This is a genomic window from Brevibacterium pigmentatum (genome assembly GCF_011617465.1).
In the GTDB taxonomy this organism is placed as follows: Bacteria; Actinomycetota; Actinomycetes; order Actinomycetales; family Brevibacteriaceae; genus Brevibacterium; species Brevibacterium pigmentatum.
This window is the reverse complement of sequence record NZ_CP050153.1, coordinates 2126727-2143125: the sequence shown is the minus strand read 5'-3', so window position 1 is coordinate 2143125 and position 16399 is coordinate 2126727. Positions and strand designations below refer to the sequence as shown.

At 65.4% G+C, this 16399-nt stretch carries 12 protein-coding genes; 7 read left to right on the top strand and 5 right to left on the bottom strand.

Annotated elements, in window-relative coordinates; all coding sequences use genetic code 11:
* Window positions 1-4: 4 nt before the first annotated feature.
* Window positions 5-847, bottom strand: a complete 843-nt coding sequence (locus GUY30_RS09745) for a L,D-transpeptidase family protein (protein WP_167196784.1) — start codon at window positions 845-847, stop codon at window positions 5-7.
* A 60-nt stretch (window positions 848-907) separates the two neighbouring features.
* On the opposite strand from GUY30_RS09745, the gene GUY30_RS09740 reads away from it, so the two are divergent.
* The 4 genes from GUY30_RS09740 (at window position 908) to GUY30_RS09725 (ending at window position 5932) form a co-directional block, all read left to right on the top strand.
* On the top strand, window positions 908-2203 hold the full coding sequence (locus tag GUY30_RS09740) for a DUF6636 domain-containing protein (protein ID WP_167193007.1): 1296 nt from the start codon (window positions 908-910) through the stop codon (window positions 2201-2203).
* Window positions 2204-2488: 285 nt separating this feature from the next.
* A complete protein-coding gene (leuA, locus tag GUY30_RS09735) occupies window positions 2489-4252 on the top strand; it encodes a 2-isopropylmalate synthase (protein WP_167196781.1) in 1764 nt (587 codons plus the stop codon).
* A 178-nt stretch (window positions 4253-4430) separates the two neighbouring features.
* On the top strand, window positions 4431-5159 hold the full coding sequence (gene recO / locus GUY30_RS09730; protein ID WP_167196778.1) for a DNA repair protein RecO: 729 nt from the start codon (window positions 4431-4433) through the stop codon (window positions 5157-5159).
* The gene (locus GUY30_RS09725; protein ID WP_167196775.1) at window positions 5156-5932 is read left to right on the top strand and encodes an isoprenyl transferase; all 777 of its coding nucleotides are present in this window, start codon (window positions 5156-5158) and stop codon (window positions 5930-5932) included. Before recO ends, GUY30_RS09725 begins: the two co-directional genes overlap by 4 nt.
* A gap of 282 nt (window positions 5933-6214) precedes the next feature.
* On the opposite strand, the gene GUY30_RS09720 is transcribed toward GUY30_RS09725, so the two are convergent.
* Window positions 6215-8017: a DEAD/DEAH box helicase gene (locus GUY30_RS09720; RefSeq protein ID WP_167196772.1), complete on the bottom strand. Its 1803-nt coding sequence runs from the start codon at window positions 8015-8017 to the stop codon at window positions 6215-6217.
* A 418-nt stretch (window positions 8018-8435) separates the two neighbouring features.
* On the opposite strand from GUY30_RS09720, the gene GUY30_RS09715 reads away from it, so the two are divergent.
* Entirely contained in the window at window positions 8436-9818 is a 1383-nt protein-coding gene (locus GUY30_RS09715) for a glycine--tRNA ligase (RefSeq protein ID WP_167196769.1), read from the top strand.
* A 171-nt stretch (window positions 9819-9989) separates the two neighbouring features.
* Window positions 9990-11396, top strand: coding sequence for a YibE/F family protein (locus GUY30_RS09710; RefSeq protein WP_167196766.1), 1407 nt, complete (start codon window positions 9990-9992; stop codon window positions 11394-11396).
* A gap of 80 nt (window positions 11397-11476) precedes the next feature.
* Here the strand turns inward: GUY30_RS09710 and GUY30_RS09705 are convergent, their stop codons facing one another.
* Together GUY30_RS09705 and GUY30_RS09700 are read right to left on the bottom strand one after the other, a co-directional pair.
* Entirely contained in the window at window positions 11477-12868 is a 1392-nt protein-coding gene (locus GUY30_RS09705) for an aspartate aminotransferase family protein (protein ID WP_167196763.1), read from the bottom strand.
* Window positions 12865-13350: an Lrp/AsnC family transcriptional regulator gene (locus GUY30_RS09700; protein WP_101547408.1), complete on the bottom strand. Its 486-nt coding sequence runs from the start codon at window positions 13348-13350 to the stop codon at window positions 12865-12867. Before GUY30_RS09700 ends, GUY30_RS09705 begins: the two co-directional genes overlap by 4 nt.
* Window positions 13351-13660: 310 nt before the next feature.
* On the opposite strand from GUY30_RS09700, the gene GUY30_RS09695 reads away from it, so the two are divergent.
* Window positions 13661-14989 carry a M24 family metallopeptidase gene (locus tag GUY30_RS09695; RefSeq protein WP_208091396.1) on the top strand — a complete coding sequence of 443 codons (1329 nt, stop codon included), beginning with the start codon at window positions 13661-13663 and terminating at the stop codon, window positions 14987-14989.
* Window positions 14990-15008: 19 nt separating this feature from the next.
* Here the strand turns inward: GUY30_RS09695 and GUY30_RS09690 are convergent, their stop codons facing one another.
* Complete coding sequence (locus GUY30_RS09690) at window positions 15009-16397, bottom strand: L-lactate permease (protein ID WP_167196760.1); 1389 nt, start codon at window positions 16395-16397, stop codon at window positions 15009-15011.
* Between the last annotated feature and the right edge of the window lie 2 nt (window positions 16398-16399).

Here is a 16399-nt window from a genome sequence, read left to right as displayed (position 1 = left end):
TCTGCTATTTCTTCAGTTCGGGGGCCGGGCCCATGGCAATGCGCGGGTGGGCGTCGGGATCGATGGTGCGCATGATCCACTTGAGGTCCGCCTCGTCGAGGGTGACGCAGCCGTTCGTGCCCGAGTCGTGGTCGAGGTGCAGCCAGATTCCGCCGCCCTTGTCCCAGCCCATCGGTCGGGTCTTGTCCGTCGGCGGGGTGCCGGGCTTGCGGTTGTAGTCGATGGCGATGATGTAGTCGAAGACCGATTCGTAGTCTTCCCCGTAGGCCAGCGTCGCCGAGGAGGGCAGACGATCGTCCTGGGTATACGGCAGATCGGTGCCCGGGTTCGCCTTGAAGCCGCCGGCGTCGCTGAGCGTGAACACTCCGATCGGGGTGGTCTTGTCGCCCTCACGGCGATCCTTCAGCCACCCCTTGGAGCCGTTGTGGGTGTCGAAGGTCTTGAGCTTCTTCCACTTCTTGTCCGTGAACTCATAGAAGCTCAGACTCGACTTCTCGGAGTCGGCCGACGGCGAGGTCGCGACGAGGACCTGCGAGGTCTCTGCCGGAATCTGGTCCGTATACTCCTTCGTCAGACCGGGGACAGGGACGGGATGGGCCGGGCCGGTCGCCTCGGTGCCGGACTGATCGGATGTCGTCGATGCGGAGACGGCTCCGGTGGGGGAATCCTGGGCCGGGGCTGCGAAATCACCGAAACCCGTCTGCTGTGCCGGAGCGGCGAAACCGGCGGATTCGGCCGCCGAGGAATCGTCCGTGCCGTCGTCGGCCTCGGCCCCGCAGGCGGTCACCAGCAGAGCGCAGGCGAGAAGCGCGGGCACTCCCGCGCGCCGGAGGACTCCATCGGACATGAAGTCATTATCTCACGAAGCATGAGAACTCGCCGGTAGCGACTATGCGAAAATGACTCCATGAGCATTCCACCTGTGCCGAACCATCCTCCGCGCCCCGGGCGTCGGAAGCCGGCCGAGGAGTCTCCGGAGTCGATCACAACCCAGTTGTTCATCGGCGACGATGAGTCCGCGGCCGCTGATGGCTCCACCCAAGCACTCACTCCCGCAGAACTGCAGAGGCTGCGGTCGATGGTCGAATCCGACGGCACCGATGCCACCGAGGTGCTCAGCCTCGAAGAGCTGCGCGGACTGGCCGCCGCCGATGGATATCAGACCGGAGGGCTGCCGGCCGCGCCGCGCAAGGTGAACTCCGACGATATCGCCGCCGCCGAGGCTCCCTCGGCTCCGAAGCAGTGGAACCCGCTGCCCGGCTCGCAGCCGGTGCCTGCTGACGCGCACCAGGCCGAGCCGCATTCGCAGCAGCCCGAATCGCACCCGCATCAGGGAGATCCTCACCCGCACCAGGGGCAGTGGGGTGGAGAGTTCGGTGCCGCCGGTCAGGCCCCAGCATCTCAACCGCAGGCGGCCGGACCGGTGCAGTCGCCGGCGGGACCCGATTACGCTCAGCCCGGCACGGGTCACTCCGGCGGCCCCGGATACGGACAGGCCGGCCACGTTCCCGCTTACGCTGCCGCACCAGCCGGATATGCCGCCGGCTATGGGCAGAGCGGCCCTGCCGGACCCGGAGGACCCGGCGGACCAGGAGGGCCGGGAGGCCCCGGCGGACCGGGGAATCCCGGCGGCCCACACGACCCTTATGGTCGGCGAAATGATACGAAGAAGGTCCCCGCGTGGCTGTGGGTGCTCGCGGCCATCGCGCTCATCCTCGCCCTCGGTATCGTCGGTTACATCGTCTGGGACTCCACCCAGGGCGACGACACCACCACCGTCGGGCCCACCGACGAACCGTCGATCGGACAGACCGACGACCCCGAGCCGTCCGATTCGGGCAGTTCGAAGGCACCCGTCGCCGAGGAGACCTTCACCTCCCCGTCCGGCAACATCGCCTGCACCATCGATTCCGAACGCGCGCGCTGCGTGATCAAGGACTATGAATACTCTCCACCGCAGAAGCCCGAGGACTGCAAGCTCGACAACTGGGGCTCGATCGTCGTGGCGAACAAGGAAGGTGCGGGATTCTCCTGTGCCGACGCGCCCGCGAGCAACGGTCCGGCCCGCGTCCTCGGATACGGGGACTCCATCTCCGCCGCGGGGATGACCTGCACCTCCAGCGAAGAGGGCATGACCTGCAAGTCCGACGACACCGGGGTCGGATTCAACGTCCGCCGCGCCTCGGTCGACTTCCTCAAGTAGGCCGACGGGCACGGCTCGGGCGGCGTCCTTAGAACCGGGCGGCGTCCTTGAGATCGGGGGACCCTGCCCGGACCGGACGGATCGAGCCCGATCCGGGCGGAGCCGCCTCGGCGATCTTAGGATGTGGACTGGATTCGGACGCAACGCGGAAGGGGGACTACGGTGGCTGTGTGGCATTCAGGTTCCTCCTCCTTCCTTGCCGCGACGAGTCCTGAACGGACAGCACGCTCGTCGCGGAGTCCTCGTATGCTGGTCAAGCGTTGAGAAACTTAAGTTAGAGGAACAATGAAACTGCAGAAGCCTTCTCCCATGCCGTTCGGCAAATACAAGTCGTTCCAGGACCGCATCGCCCTCGATATGCGCGATCGCACCTGGCCGGACCAGATCATCACCAAGGCGCCGCGGTGGCTGAGTACCGACCTGCGCGACGGCAACCAGGCGCTCATCGATCCGATGACACCGGACCGCAAACGTAAGATGTTCGACCTGCTCGTCAAGCTCGGCTTCAAGGAGATCGAGGTCGGATTCCCGGCCGCCAGCCAGGTCGACTTCGACTTCGTCCGCGAGATCATCGAACAGGACGCGATCCCCGATGACGTCCGCATCTCCGTGCTCACGCAGGCTCGTGAGGATCTCATCGAACGCACCGTCGAATCCCTCGTCGGCGCGAAGAAGCCCACCGTGCATCTCTACAACGCGACCGCGCCGGTCTTCCGCAAAGTCGTCTTCGGCTTCGACGGTGACGGCTTCGATCAGACTCGCGATATCGCCCTGCAGGGCACCCAGGCCGTGATGAAGCACGCCGAGACGATGCTGTCCGACGCGGACTTCGGCTACCAGTACTCGCCGGAGATCTTCGTCGACACGGAACCCGAGTTCGCCCTCGACATCGTCGGCAGCGTCCTCGACATGTGGCAGCCTGCCGCCGGCCGGGAAACCGTCGTCAACCTGCCCGCCACCGTCGAACGCGGCACACCGAACACCTATGCGGACCAGATCGAATGGTTCTGCCGCAATATGCCCTACCGCGACGAGGTGGCCGTGTCCCTGCACCCGCACAATGACCGGGGCACCGGCGTGGCCGCAGCGGAGCTGGGAATGATGGCCGGAGCCGACCGCATCGAAGGCTGCCTGTTCGGCAACGGTGAGCGCACCGGCAACCTCGACCTCGTCACCGTCGCCCTCAACCTGTACACGCAGGGCGTGGACCCGGAGCTCGACTTCTCCGATATCGACGAAGTCATCCACACTGTCACCGAATGCAACCAGATCGGCGTCCACGAACGTCACCCCTACGGCGGCGACCTCGTCTTCACGTCGTTCTCGGGTTCGCACCAGGATGCGATCAACAAGGCCTTCGCCGATCGTGAGAAGAAGGCGAACGCGCAGGGCACTCCGGTCGACCTCATGGAATGGGACATGCCCTACCTGCCGGTCGACCCGAAGGACCTCGGCCGCTCCTACGAGGCGATCATCCGCGTGAACTCGCAGTCCGGCAAGGGCGGAGTGACCTACCTGCTCAAGAGCGAGCACGGACTCGACCTGCCGCGTCGCATGCAGGTCGAATTCTCCCGCGCCGTGCAGCAGCACACCGAAGCCGGCGGTGAGGTCACCAGCGAGGAGATCCGCCGCATCTTCAACTACGAGTACCTGCCCTCCGACGACCCGGAGACGGCTTGGGGTCGCTTCCAGATCGTCGGCCTGCGCACCGAGTCGGGCAACGTCGATGGTGCCGGCTCGTCCGCGGAGCGCATCGAGGTCGACCTCATCGTCGACGGTCAGGAACGCACCTACGAAGGCCGCGGCAACGGCCCGATCGATGCGCTGGTGAAGATCCTCATCGAGCAGTTCGACGTCGACGTCCGCCTTCAGGACTATTCCGAGCACGCCATCGGCTCCGGCGCGGACACCAACGCCGCGGCGTATGTCGAACTCGCCGTCGAGGACCGCGTCGTCTGGGGTGCCGGACTGCACCCGAACATCACGAAGGCCTCGCTCAAGGCCGTCGTCTCGGCCGTCAACCGCGCGGCTCGGGACCGCCAGAACTGAGGCCGCTGGGCTCTCGGTCAACGCGAAAGTCGAAAAGGTCGTCGCCAGCGACGTGATCTGCGACCTTCGCGTTGCGCGAGGCCGTTGGGCGCTTTGAGCAGTCGCCACGGTCGATCTCACAGCAGTCGCTTAAGCGCGGCGGGAATGTTTCCCCGCCGCGCTCTGCGATAATGGGCGGGTGCACAATTATCGTGATGAAGGCATCGTGCTCCAGGGGCACAAGCTCGGCGAAGCAGACCGCATCGTCACCGTGCTCACTCGCAGCCACGGCCTGGTCCGTGCCGTCGCGAAGGGGGTGCGCCGGACGAAATCGCGGTTCGGCTCCCGCCTCGAACCCTTTATGCTCGTCGACCTGCAATGCCATGTCGGGCGCAGCCTCGACATCGTCACCCAGGTCGAACTCGTCGAACCCTTCGCCCGTGGAATCGCCACGGACTTCGATGTCTATTCGGCTGCCTCGGTGATGGCTGAAACAGCACGCAGCATCACCGAAGCCGAACCTCAGTCCCGGACGCATTTCCTTCTCCTCGTCTCTGCGATCCGTTCGCTGTGCAACCGCGAACACCCGCCGCGGCTGTCCCTCGATGCGTACCTGCTGCGCGCCATGTCCGTGGCGGGGTGGGCACCGAGCCTGCTCGACTGCGCTCAGTGCGGCAGCCGCGGACCCCACCGCGCGTTCTCCGCAGCGTTGGGCGGCGCCGTGTGCACGAACTGCCGTCCCTCCGGTGCGGCGCTGCCCGACACCGATGCGCTCGAACACATGGCCGCGCTCCTGTCCGGCGACTGGGAGCGGGCCGAAGCCTCTGACCTGCACGATCAGATCGACGGGTCGAAGATGGTCTCGGACTGGGTGTCCTGGCACCTCGAGCGCAATATCCGATCACTGAGAGTTCTGGAGAGCACATGAGCTACCCTGCACCACCGGCCCACCCCAGCGGAGCGAAGCCTCCGCGCATCGACGCGAAGTTCGTGCCCAAGCACGTCGCGATCGTCATGGACGGCAACGGTCGGTGGGCGAATCAGCGGGGACTGCCGCGCACCGAAGGGCACAAGGCCGGTGAGGCGTCGCTGCTCGACGTCATCCACGGCGCGATCGAGGTCGGCGTGGACTATCTGTCGGCGTACGCGTTCTCGACGGAGAACTGGAAGCGCTCACCCGAAGAGGTGCGGTTCCTCATGGGCTTCAACCGCGACGTCATCCGACGACGTCGCGACGAGCTCAACGCCCTCGGTGTGCGCATCGTCTGGTCCGGGCGGCGTGGTCGTCTGTGGCGCTCGGTCATCGACGAACTCGAAACCGCTGCGGAGATGACGAAGCACAACACCGGCCTTGTGCTCCAGTTCTGTGTCAACTACGGCGGACGCTCGGAGATCATCGACGCGATCAATGAGATCACCGACGAGGTGGCCGCGGGGAAGCTCAAACCGGGCAAGGTCTCGGAGAAGACCGTCCGCTCCCGCCTCTACGCACCCGCCGTGCCCGACGTCGACCTGTTCATGAGGTCGTCGGGGGAGCAGCGGACCTCGAACTTCCTGCTCTGGCAGTCCGCCTATGCCGAGATGGTCTTCCAGGACGTGCTGTGGCCCGACGTCGACCGGCGCACCCTGTGGGCGGCGATCGAAGAGTACGCCCGCCGCGACCGTCGCTTCGGTGGCGCCGTCGACACGCCCTCTGCCTGAGGCGGCGTCTGAGGGCCGCGGGCAGGCGGCCAAGGGCTTCTGAGGTTCGCTCAGCTGGGCGACTCGATCACACTGGGTGGGCGCCCCGTGGGCCACTGGGTGGGCGAAATGGTCACGAAAAACCGTGCGCGACGTGACCATTTCGCCCACCTGAGCGTGGTTCGTCGGCGGTTCGAGAGGGGCGAGTCACCGAAGTGCTGCAGAGTAGAAGCATGACTACCTGCCTCTCGGACGACGACGGCCCCGCAGCTCAGTGCTGCGGGGCCGTCCGTCTGAGTCAGATCAGTAGCGGTCGCGGGGACGGTCGCCCCGTCCGCCGAACTTCTTGCCGCCTCGGCGATCGCCCTTGAAGTTGCGGCCGTCGCCGGGCTGCTTGTCGAAGTTGCGCTTCTTGAACGGGCGTCCCGGACGACCCGAATCCGGACGGATGTCGATGGGACGGCCCTGGATCTCGGTGTGGGAGAGCTTGCGCAGCACCGACGGATCGAGATCCTTGGGCAGGTCGACGAGCGTGTGGTTCGAACGGATGTCGATATGGCCGATCTGCTTCGAGGTGATTCCGCCTTCGTTCGCAATCGCACCGACGACGGCCCCTGGCTGCAGTCGCTCGTTGCGACCCAGCGCCAGACGGTAGGTCGTCATGTTCTCATCGCGAGCACGACCTCCGCGGCCCGGACGGCCGCCGTCGCGACCACCGTCGCGGTCGCGGTCACGGCCCTGGCGGCGTGTCGGTTCGGGCATCGGCTCGGCCTGGAGAGTGTTCGACTCGAGGACGAGGGAGGCCAGAGCGGCGGCGATGTTCGAGGCGGGCACATCGCGGGAGAGCGAGTACTGCTCGATGACGTCGGTGAGTTCGGACAGTTCGGTCTGCGCGAGGACATCGTCGATGCGCTTCGTGAACTTCTCGACGCGGGTGTTCGTCAGCTCTTCGACGCTGGGCAGAGTCAGCGGCTCGACCTTCTGCTTCGTGGCGCGTTCGATCGAGCCGAGCATGCGCTGCTCGCGCGGGGTGACGAACAGGATCGCCTCGCCGGAGCGTCCGGCACGACCGGTGCGGCCGATGCGGTGGACGTAGGACTCGGTGTCGTGCGGGATGTCGTAGTTGACGACGAGCGTGATGCGTTCGACGTCGAGTCCGCGGGCGGCCACATCGGTGGCGACGAGGATGTCGATCTTCGCCTCACGCAGCTGGTCGATCGTGCGCTCACGGGCCTGCTGCGGAATGTCACCGTTGATCGCGGCGGTCTTGAATCCGCGGGCGCGCAGCTTCTCGGCGAGCTCCTCGGTGGCCTGCTTCGTGCGCACGAACATGATGATGCCCTCGTACTCCTCGACCTCGAGGATGCGGGTCAGGGCGTCGAGCTTGTGCGAGTGCTGAACCATGAAGTAGCGCTGGCGGATATTCGCGCCGGTCTGCGACTTCGCAGCGACCCGGACTTCCTGCGGGTTGTTCAGGTACTTGCCGGTGATGCGGTGGATCGAGGTCGGCATGGTCGCGGAGAACAGAGCGACCTGGCGGTCCTCACCGACCTGGCTGAAGATCTCTTCGATGTCTTCGGCGAAGCCCATCTTGAGCATCTCGTCGGCCTCATCGAGGATGAGGTGGCGCAGGCTGCCGAGCTTGAGCGAACCCTTCTTGAGGTGGTCGATGACACGACCGGGAGTGCCGACGACGACCTGCGCGCCGCGGCGCAGACCCGCCAGCTGCGGTCCATAGGCCTGACCGCCGTAGATGGGGAGCACGGAAAAGTCGGATAGTTCCGTCGCGTAGGAGGTGAACGCCTCGGCGACCTGGATCGCGAGTTCGCGAGTGGGGGTGAGCACGAGAGCGAACGGGCCATCGTCGGCGCGCCCCGCCTCGGCGAGGTCGGACAGAGCCGGCAGGGCGAAAGCCGCGGTCTTGCCGGTTCCGGTCTGGGCGAGACCGATGACGTCACGGCCCGACAGGAGGGTCGGAATGGTCTCGGCCTGGATGGGGGTGGGGACTTCGTAGCCCTGGGCCTCTACGGCCTTGAGCACGAGCGGGTGGAGTCCCAGTTCGGAGAATCTCGGAGTGGTTTCGTCGTTTGCGGACACATCGGTCATGAGTGATCTCTCTCACGTCGGCACACACTTGATCGCAGATGACTGTAGTGGCGATCTACCCTGCGGCCGCTTGTGCAATCATCGTGAGCAATCCGGGCCGAAACCGTAGAGATCCAAGAACTCGCTTGGACAGACGTGAAGACGTCGGTACGGAGAAAGGTTTGGGTGTACCCCCAAGTCTACATGCCGCACCTCCGCCGAGGCGGTCCCGATGCGGGAAACAGAGTGTGAGATCAGTCGCCTCCGGCGCTCGTCCGCCTGGGTTCAGGTCGGGTGCCTGGGTTGGCGTCGGGGCTGGTCGGGCCGAGCGTCGCGGCTGGTCTGGCCGGTATTGAGGACGCGGCGGTGTGACCAGATAGGCTGGTACCTGCGAGCCACGGCAGCCGGCCGTCGGCGAACTGAAACAAGGAGAGAACAAGTGGCACAGTCCAAGTTGGATGCCGTCATCGCCCTGGCCAAGCGCAGAGGATTCGTCTTCCAAGCAGGAGAGATCTACGGCGGTTCCCGCTCGGCATGGGACTACGGGCCCTTGGGTGTGGAGCTCAAAGACAACATCAAGAGCCAGTGGTGGCAGCAGTTCGTGCGCGGTCGCGAAGACGTCGTCGGCCTCGACTCCTCGATCATCCTGCCCAAGCGCGTCTGGGAAGCCTCCGGCCACGTCGAGACCTTCGTCGATCCTCTCGTGGAATGCCTCAACTGCCACAAGCGCCACCGCGAGGACCACCTCGTCGAGGCCTATGAGGCGAAGAACAAGAAGGCCCCGGAGAACGGCATGGCCGATATCGTCTGCCCCGACTGCGGCACCCGCGGACAGTGGACCGAGCCGCAGGAGTTCTCCGGTCTGGTCAAGACCTTCCTCGGCCCCGTCGATTCCGAGGCCGGGCTCCACTACCTGCGCCCGGAGACCGCGCAGGGCATCTTCGTGAACTTCAACAATGTGCTCACCGCGGCTCGGAAGAAGCCGCCGTTCGGCATCGGCCAGATCGGCAAGGCCTTCCGCAACGAGATCACCCCCGGCAACTTCATCTTCCGCACGCGTGAGTTCGAGCAGATGGAGATCGAGTACTTCGTCCACCCGGACGAGGCCGACAACTACTACAAGCAGTGGGTCGAAGACTGCTGGTCCTGGTTCCTCGACCTCGGCATCTCCGAGGACAACGTGCGTCGCCTCGACGTTCCCGCCGAGGACCGTGCACATTACTCGGCCGGCACCATCGACATCGAATACCGCTTCGGATTCCAGGGGTCCGAATGGGGCGAGCTGATGGGTGTGGCCAACCGCACCGACTACGACCTCGGCACCCACACCGAGGTCTCGGGAGCGAAGCTGCAGTACTTCGACCAGGCCAGCGGCGACCGCTACACCCCGTATGTCATCGAGCCCTCCTTCGGCCTGACCCGGTCGATGATGGCGTTCCTCGTCGAGGCCTACAGCGAAGACGAGGCCCCGAACACGAAGGGCGGCGTCGACAAGCGCGTCGTTCTCAAGCTCGATCCGCGCCTGGCTCCGGTCAAGGCTGCGGTGCTGCCGCTGAGCCGCAACGAGAAGCTCACCCCGGCGGCGAAGGATCTCGCTGCGACGCTGCGTCGACGCTGGAACATCGACTTCGACGATGCCGGCGCCATCGGCCGTCGCTACCGTCGCCAGGACGAGATCGGAACGCCGCTGTGCATCACCGTCGACTTCGACACCCTCGATGATCAGGCAGTGACGATCCGCAAGCGTAATGACATGAGCCAGGAACGCGTGAGCATCGATCAGGTGGAGAAGTACCTGGCCGACCACCTCGCCGGAGTCTGACCCCAATTACTACCCGACGGCGGCCCAGCAACCTGGCGCCAGGTTGCTGGGCCGCCGTCAGGTAGTCCCGATAGCGGTTGGCCGCCTCGGCGAGCACCAGCCGCACATCCTCCCTTGGTCGACCGCCACAGCTCTCCTTGGTCAGCCATTTCGCAAAGGACCGCCGTGCATATGACGTCCCACAACGAACCGAAGGCGTCGCCGAAGGTTCGCCTGATCATGCTCGCCTGCCTCGTCCCGCTCATCGTGGTCACGATCGCCGGACTGTTCGTCCTGTGGCCGTCCGGCCCCGACAAGGAACTGCCCGGCGGCGGACCGACAACGAACACCGCCGAAGGCACCACCGATACGAAGGTCACGGTCACCGCCGTCGACGCCTCTGAATGTGAGTCAGGGGAGTCGGATCCGATGGTGCGAGCCGACTGCACGAAGTACACCGCGGAGGGGAACGGCCAGGCCGGCAGCCTGTACGTCACGCCCGACGCGCTCAAAGCCGGCGTCGATGTCGGCGACACGATCAAAGTCCTCGACTTCACACAGTCCCCGGACCGGGCGGAGATGGGCACCGATTACGTGTTCATCGATTTCGACCGCAACGTTCCGATGCTGGCGCTGGCGATCATCTACGCGATCGTCGTCCTCCTCGTCGCCGGTGTGAGAGGACTGCGCGCACTGATCGGACTCGGGTTTGCCGGTGCCGTGCTGTTCGTCTTCATGCTCCCGGCCATGCTCGACGGCAAACCGCCCGTGCTGGTGACGATGGTCTCGGCGAGCCTGATCATGGTCATCGCCCTCTATCTGGCGCACGGAATCTCGACTCGGACGTCGACGGCGCTGTTCGGAACGGTGCTCGGCATCATCATCACAGGCATCCTCGGTGCGTGGATGACGTCCTGGGCGAACCTGGGCATCGCCTATTCGGAGGACGGCTACCTGCTGGTCGATACGACCGATCTGGGGATGACCGACATCATCGTGTGCGCGATCCTCATCACCGGACTCGGGGTGCTCAACGACGTCACCATCACTCAAGCCTCGGCGGTGTGGGAGCTGGCGGCCGCTGCCCCCGAGATGAAACTCGGTCAGCTGTTCTCCCGAGCGATGCGCATCGGCCGGGACCATATCGCCTCGACCGTCTATACGATCACCTTCGCTTATGTGGGCTCGGCGCTGATGACGCTCATCATCGTCTCCGCGCACGATCAGCCGCTGTGGGACACGTTCACGCTCGGGGACATGTCGGTGGAGGTGGTGAGCATCCTCGTGTGTTCGATCGGTCTGGTCATTGCGATTCCGCTGACGACCGGACTCGGTGTCCTCGTCGTCCGCTCCGGCCGGCGCCCGCCGAGGCAGCCCGCCACAACCGTGTCAACGCCGGTACCAGCCGTGCCCGGTGGAGAGACGATCGAGCGTACGTCCGCCGAGGTGGCCGGAGTTTCGGACGGGCACCCAGGACCCGAGAGTGAGGCTCCGGCGGGTCCGGCAGGACCAGCACGTCCAACGGGTCCAATGGATCCAGCAGGGGAGCGGCCTCCGATGACGCGTCGCGAGGCCCGTAAACGCGACCAGAACCGCTGAACTTCGCCCCAGAACTACCTGACGGCGGCTCAGCAACCTCGCGCGAGGTTGCTGAGCCGCCGTCAGGTAGCAATAGGAGGTCAGAACATTGTCCAGGCTTCCTGCAGGACGCCGCGGATGATCTGCTCCATCTCGTCGAACTCGTTCTGACCGACGGTCAGTGGAGGCGAGAGCTGAATGACCGGGTCGCCGCGGTCATCGGCGCGGCAGTACAGACCGCTCTCGTACATCTTCGCCGACACGAAGTTCTTGAGAATCCGCTCGGATTCCTCTTCGGTGAACGATTCCTTCGTGTCCTTGTCCTTGACGAGTTCGATTCCGTAGAAGAATCCCTCACCGCGGACGTCGCCGACGATCGGCAGGTCCTTGAGCTTTTCGAGCGTGAACTTGAACGCTGCAGCGTTCTCGTGCACGTGGTCGTTGAGCTTCTCCTCTTCGAAGACGTCGAAATTCGCCATCGCGGCGGCACAGGCGACGGGATGACCGCCGAAGGTGTAGCCGTGGTAGAAGGTCTCATCGCCGCCGGGGCCGAAGGGCTCGAAGAGACGATCGGAGGCGATCATCGCACCCAGTGGCGCATAGCCGGAGGTGATGCCCTTGGCCGAGGTGATGATGTCCGGGACATAGCCGAAGTCGTTGCAGGCGAACATGTCGCCGATGCGGCCGTAGGCGCAGATCGTCTCGTCCGAGACCAGCAGCACGTCATACTCGTCGCAGATCTCGCGGACCCGCTCGAAGTATCCGGGAGGCGGCGGGAAGCAGCCGCCGGAGTTCTGCACGGGTTCGAGGAACACAGCGGCGACGGAGTCGGCGCCCTCGAACTCGATGGCCTCGCCGATGCGATCGGCGGCCCACCGACCGAAGGCCTTCTCGTCATGGGCGAGGTGCTCCGGTGCCCGGTAGAAGTTCGTGTTCGGCACCTTATGAGCGCCGGGGACCAAGGGAGCGAACTGCTCACGCAGCCCCGGCAGTGAGGTCACCGACAGTGCACCGTGCGGGGTGCCGTGGTAAGCGGTGGCGCGGGAGATGATCTTGTGCTTGCCGGGCTTGCCGACGAGCTTGAAGTAGTTCTTCGCCAGCTTCATTGCCGATTCGACCGAATCGCCGCCGCCGGAGGTGAGGAAAACTCGGTTGAGGTCGCCCGGCGCATAGCTGGCCAGGCGCTCCGAGACCTCGATCGCCTGCGGGTGGGCATACGACCACAACGGCATGAAGGGCAGTTTCAGCGTCTGGTCGTACATCGCCTTCGCGATCTGCTCACGACCGTGCCCCACCTGAACGGTGAACAGGCCGGCGAGTCCGTCGAGGTACTTCTTGCCCTTGTCGTCGAAGATGTGGTGACCCTCGCCGCGTACGATGACCGGCGCCTCACCACCGTTGAACAGTGCTTGGTGTGGTGACATGTGCATCCACACGTTGTTGCGGATGGCATCCTGATAAGGAGTGCCGGCCCTGGTGACATTGTCTGTCATCGCGTCCCCCAGTTGTATTTCTGCTTTTCGAGTGAGAGGTACATGAAGAGCTCCGTATCGACGACGGCATCGATCGAGCGGAGCTCCTCATTGACGAACTCGATCAGATGCCGATCCGATTCACACACGATCTCGACCAGGAGGTCGAACGAACCGGCGGTGACGACGAGGTAGTCGATCTCGTCGTAGTCGTGCAGCTTCTCGGCGACCGCGGAGATGTCCCCGCGGACCTTGAGCCCCACCATCGCCTGCCGCGCGAATCCCAGACTCAGCGGGTCGGTCACGGCGACGATCTCCATGACGCCCGAGTCGATGAGCCGCGACACCCGCTGGCGCACGGCGGCCTCGGACAGGCCGACGGACTTGCCGATGGCCGAATAGGATTTCCTTCCGTCGTGCTGCAGTTCGACGATGATCGCCTTAGATTTCTCGTCGAGATTCCCGAGTCGGGAACCGCTGCCGTTCGGCAGGAGCGGGTCCATTCTTCACCTCCGTGATGTGCGTCTCAGGCCAATCTATCACCGAATCTGCTGAAATGCGCTGTTTCGTATGCGAATTCCGTCGAAACTGAAAATGTTTGGTTCTGGATTCGTCAGAAATCGCCGAGGTGACCGACGAGTATCCGTGTCCAGGCGACGGTATCGCGGGCGCCCGGATCCGCACTTCGCGGACCGTCCGGAACTCGGTTTCAGAGGCCGCCGATCCCCGCCGATGCGCGGATCGACACGCCGTCGACAACACGCGCATCGACAGTGATTGACAGTATGTGAGCAGGATCACCAGACTGGGATCATGAATGAGGGTGAGCTGTTCTACGGCGGCGAGGATAATCGCCCGGATGTGTACGGGATGCGTCCCGGAGCCGAGCAGGGGCAGGCCGGCAAAGAGGTCAAAGCCCGCCCGCAGCCGGTTCCCGGCGAGGTCGACACGATCGGCGCGAACGAACTGTCGTTCAGCGCCGAGGAATACCTCGGACGGATCGCCTCGGTGCGCAATCGCATGCTCGACCAGGGCCTGGCCGCGCTCATCGTCACCGACCCGGCGAACATCTACTACCTCACCGGATACAACGCGTGGTCCTTCTATACCCCGCAGCTGCTGTTCGTGCCGTCGTCGGGGCCGATGACGCTGTTCATGCGCGATATGGACGCCCGCGGAGCCTCACACACCTCATGGCTGCCGCCCGAAGACATCGTCGGCTATCCCGAACGCTATGTGCAGCGACCCCATATCCACCCCTTCGACTGGGTCGCCTTCGCCCTGCGCCAGCGGTGGGAGGTCGCCCGTGCCTCGACCATGCCCGTCGGCGTCGAGATGGACTCGCACTTCTTCTCTCCGCGGGGCTTCCGAGCACTCGTCAACGGGGTGCCCGAATGGCGCCTCGTCGACTGCTTCGAACTCGTCAACTGGATTCGCGCGGTCAAATCCCCGGCCGAGATCGAGCTCATGCGCAAGGCCGCAAAAGTGACCACCGCGGCCATGGATGCGGCGCTGGGCACGATCGGCGTCGGTGTCGGCCAGAACGAGGTGGCCGCGGCGATCTCCGAGGCCCAGACCAGAGGCGGTGACGGAGTCTGGGGTGACTATCCCTCGATCGTGCCGCTCATGCCCACCGGCGAAAGCGCGGACACACCGCACCTGAGTTGGACCGACCGGAAGTTCGTCGCCGACGAATCGGTGAGCATCGAACTCGCCGGAGTCCACCGTCGCTACCATGTCCCGCTGGCGCGCACCGCGGTGACAGGCCGTCCCAAGCAGGAGCTCGTGCGCCTCGAAGGCGTCGTCGCCGAGGCGCTGTCCGCGGTTCTCGACGTCGCCGCACCCGAGGTGCCCACCGCGGAACTCGCCCGCACCTGGAATCGTGTTCTCGCACTCTCGGGACTCGAGAAGCCCAGCCGGCTGGGCTACTCGATCGGCATCGGCTACCCTCCGGACTGGGGCGAGCGGACGATCTCGATCCGCACCGAGGATGACCAGATCCTCGAGGCGGGAATGACCTTCCACCTCATCGGCGGAATGTGGATGAACGGCTACGGAATCGAACTGTCCGAACCGGTGCTCATCACCGACATCGGCTGCGAACCGTTCACGAACTTCCCCCGTGAGATCATCCGCGTCTGAGATGCGCACCGAACGACCCTCAGGCGAAGAACTGGATCCACAGGCCGAGGGCCAGGGCGTTGATCCCGGCCACCGCGAGCGCCCGGCCCTGCACCCAGGAGATGTCCCGCGCCGAGGCGGCCGCCGACGAATCCGCGATCTGCGCGGCCATGGCCACCCGGGGAGGAGCAGCGAGGGCGGCCAATGAACCGGCCGCGTTTCCGGCCGCGACCACCAGCAGTGCCGAGACGTGAGAGGAAGCGGCGACGGCGGTCAGGGTGCCGGTGAACATCGAGTTCGCCCCCGTGTTCGACCCGGTGAGCACCGCGCCGATGGAGTTCAGCCACGGAGTGAGCAGGACGAGCCCTGCCGGCAGCAGTCCGCCGATCGCCTCGCTCATCCCCGTCGTCGTCATGATCCAGCCCATGAGCATGAACGCGGCCGTGCCCACCCCGATGGGAACCCAGGAACGCACCGCCGCGACCGTGACTTCGCGTCTGCCGGCGACGGTGATGGCGGAGATGAGGCAGGCGGCGGCCAGCCAGAACGGGGGAGAGGCGATGATCTGCGTGGCCGTCGACGGGAGCGCGGCGTGCATGGCCCGTGCCAACAGCAGGCCCACCGTGAGCACCGCGTAGGGAAGAACGGCCACGCCGAGGCGACGCGTCAGTCCCGTGGCCCTCTTCCGGATCATGAACAGCGCACCGACCAGGAGGATGACGATGAGCGATCCGATGATCCCCGAGGGGGCCATGCCGATGACAGAGCTGGAGGCGAGGATCCCCGCCCACATGAGCGCGCCGGCGCCGACGATCCCCAGCGCCGAGACGGCGGACGGGCGCATGATCGCGACCACCGCGATCGCGACGATGATGACCGGTATCGCATTGATCCACGCCGTGGCCAGACCGAGTTCGTCGACGTCCAGGCCCGCCAGCGCCGCTGCGACGGTGGTGCCCGGACCCAGGGCACCCCACGGCACCGCGATGAGACCGAGGAGGCCGAGGATCGCCGACTGCCGCAGAGTGCACCCGAGATGGCGCAGGACCGGTACTCCGACGGTGACGCCGATGCCGAAGCCGGTGACCGATTCTGCGAAGGGCACGATGCCGAACACGACGAGCGCGACCCCGAGCGGGCGCCCCGGTGACAGCGACTCGACCCAGGACGAGATCTGCGACATCGACCCCGCGGACTCGAGCAGCCGGGCGAGCAGCATGCCGAAGAGCAGGATGAGCGCGACCTCGAGGATGAGCGGAAAGTAGTCGATCCCCGATTCCACCAACACCGAGGCGGGGGTGGGGAAGACGAAGGCGACGAGACCGGCCGCGAGCACGGCGCCGGCGAGAGCGGCGACCCAGGAGCTCTGTTTGAGCAGGAGCAGGACGATGGCAATGAGGATCGGTGTGAGAGCCAGCACTGCCGCCATAG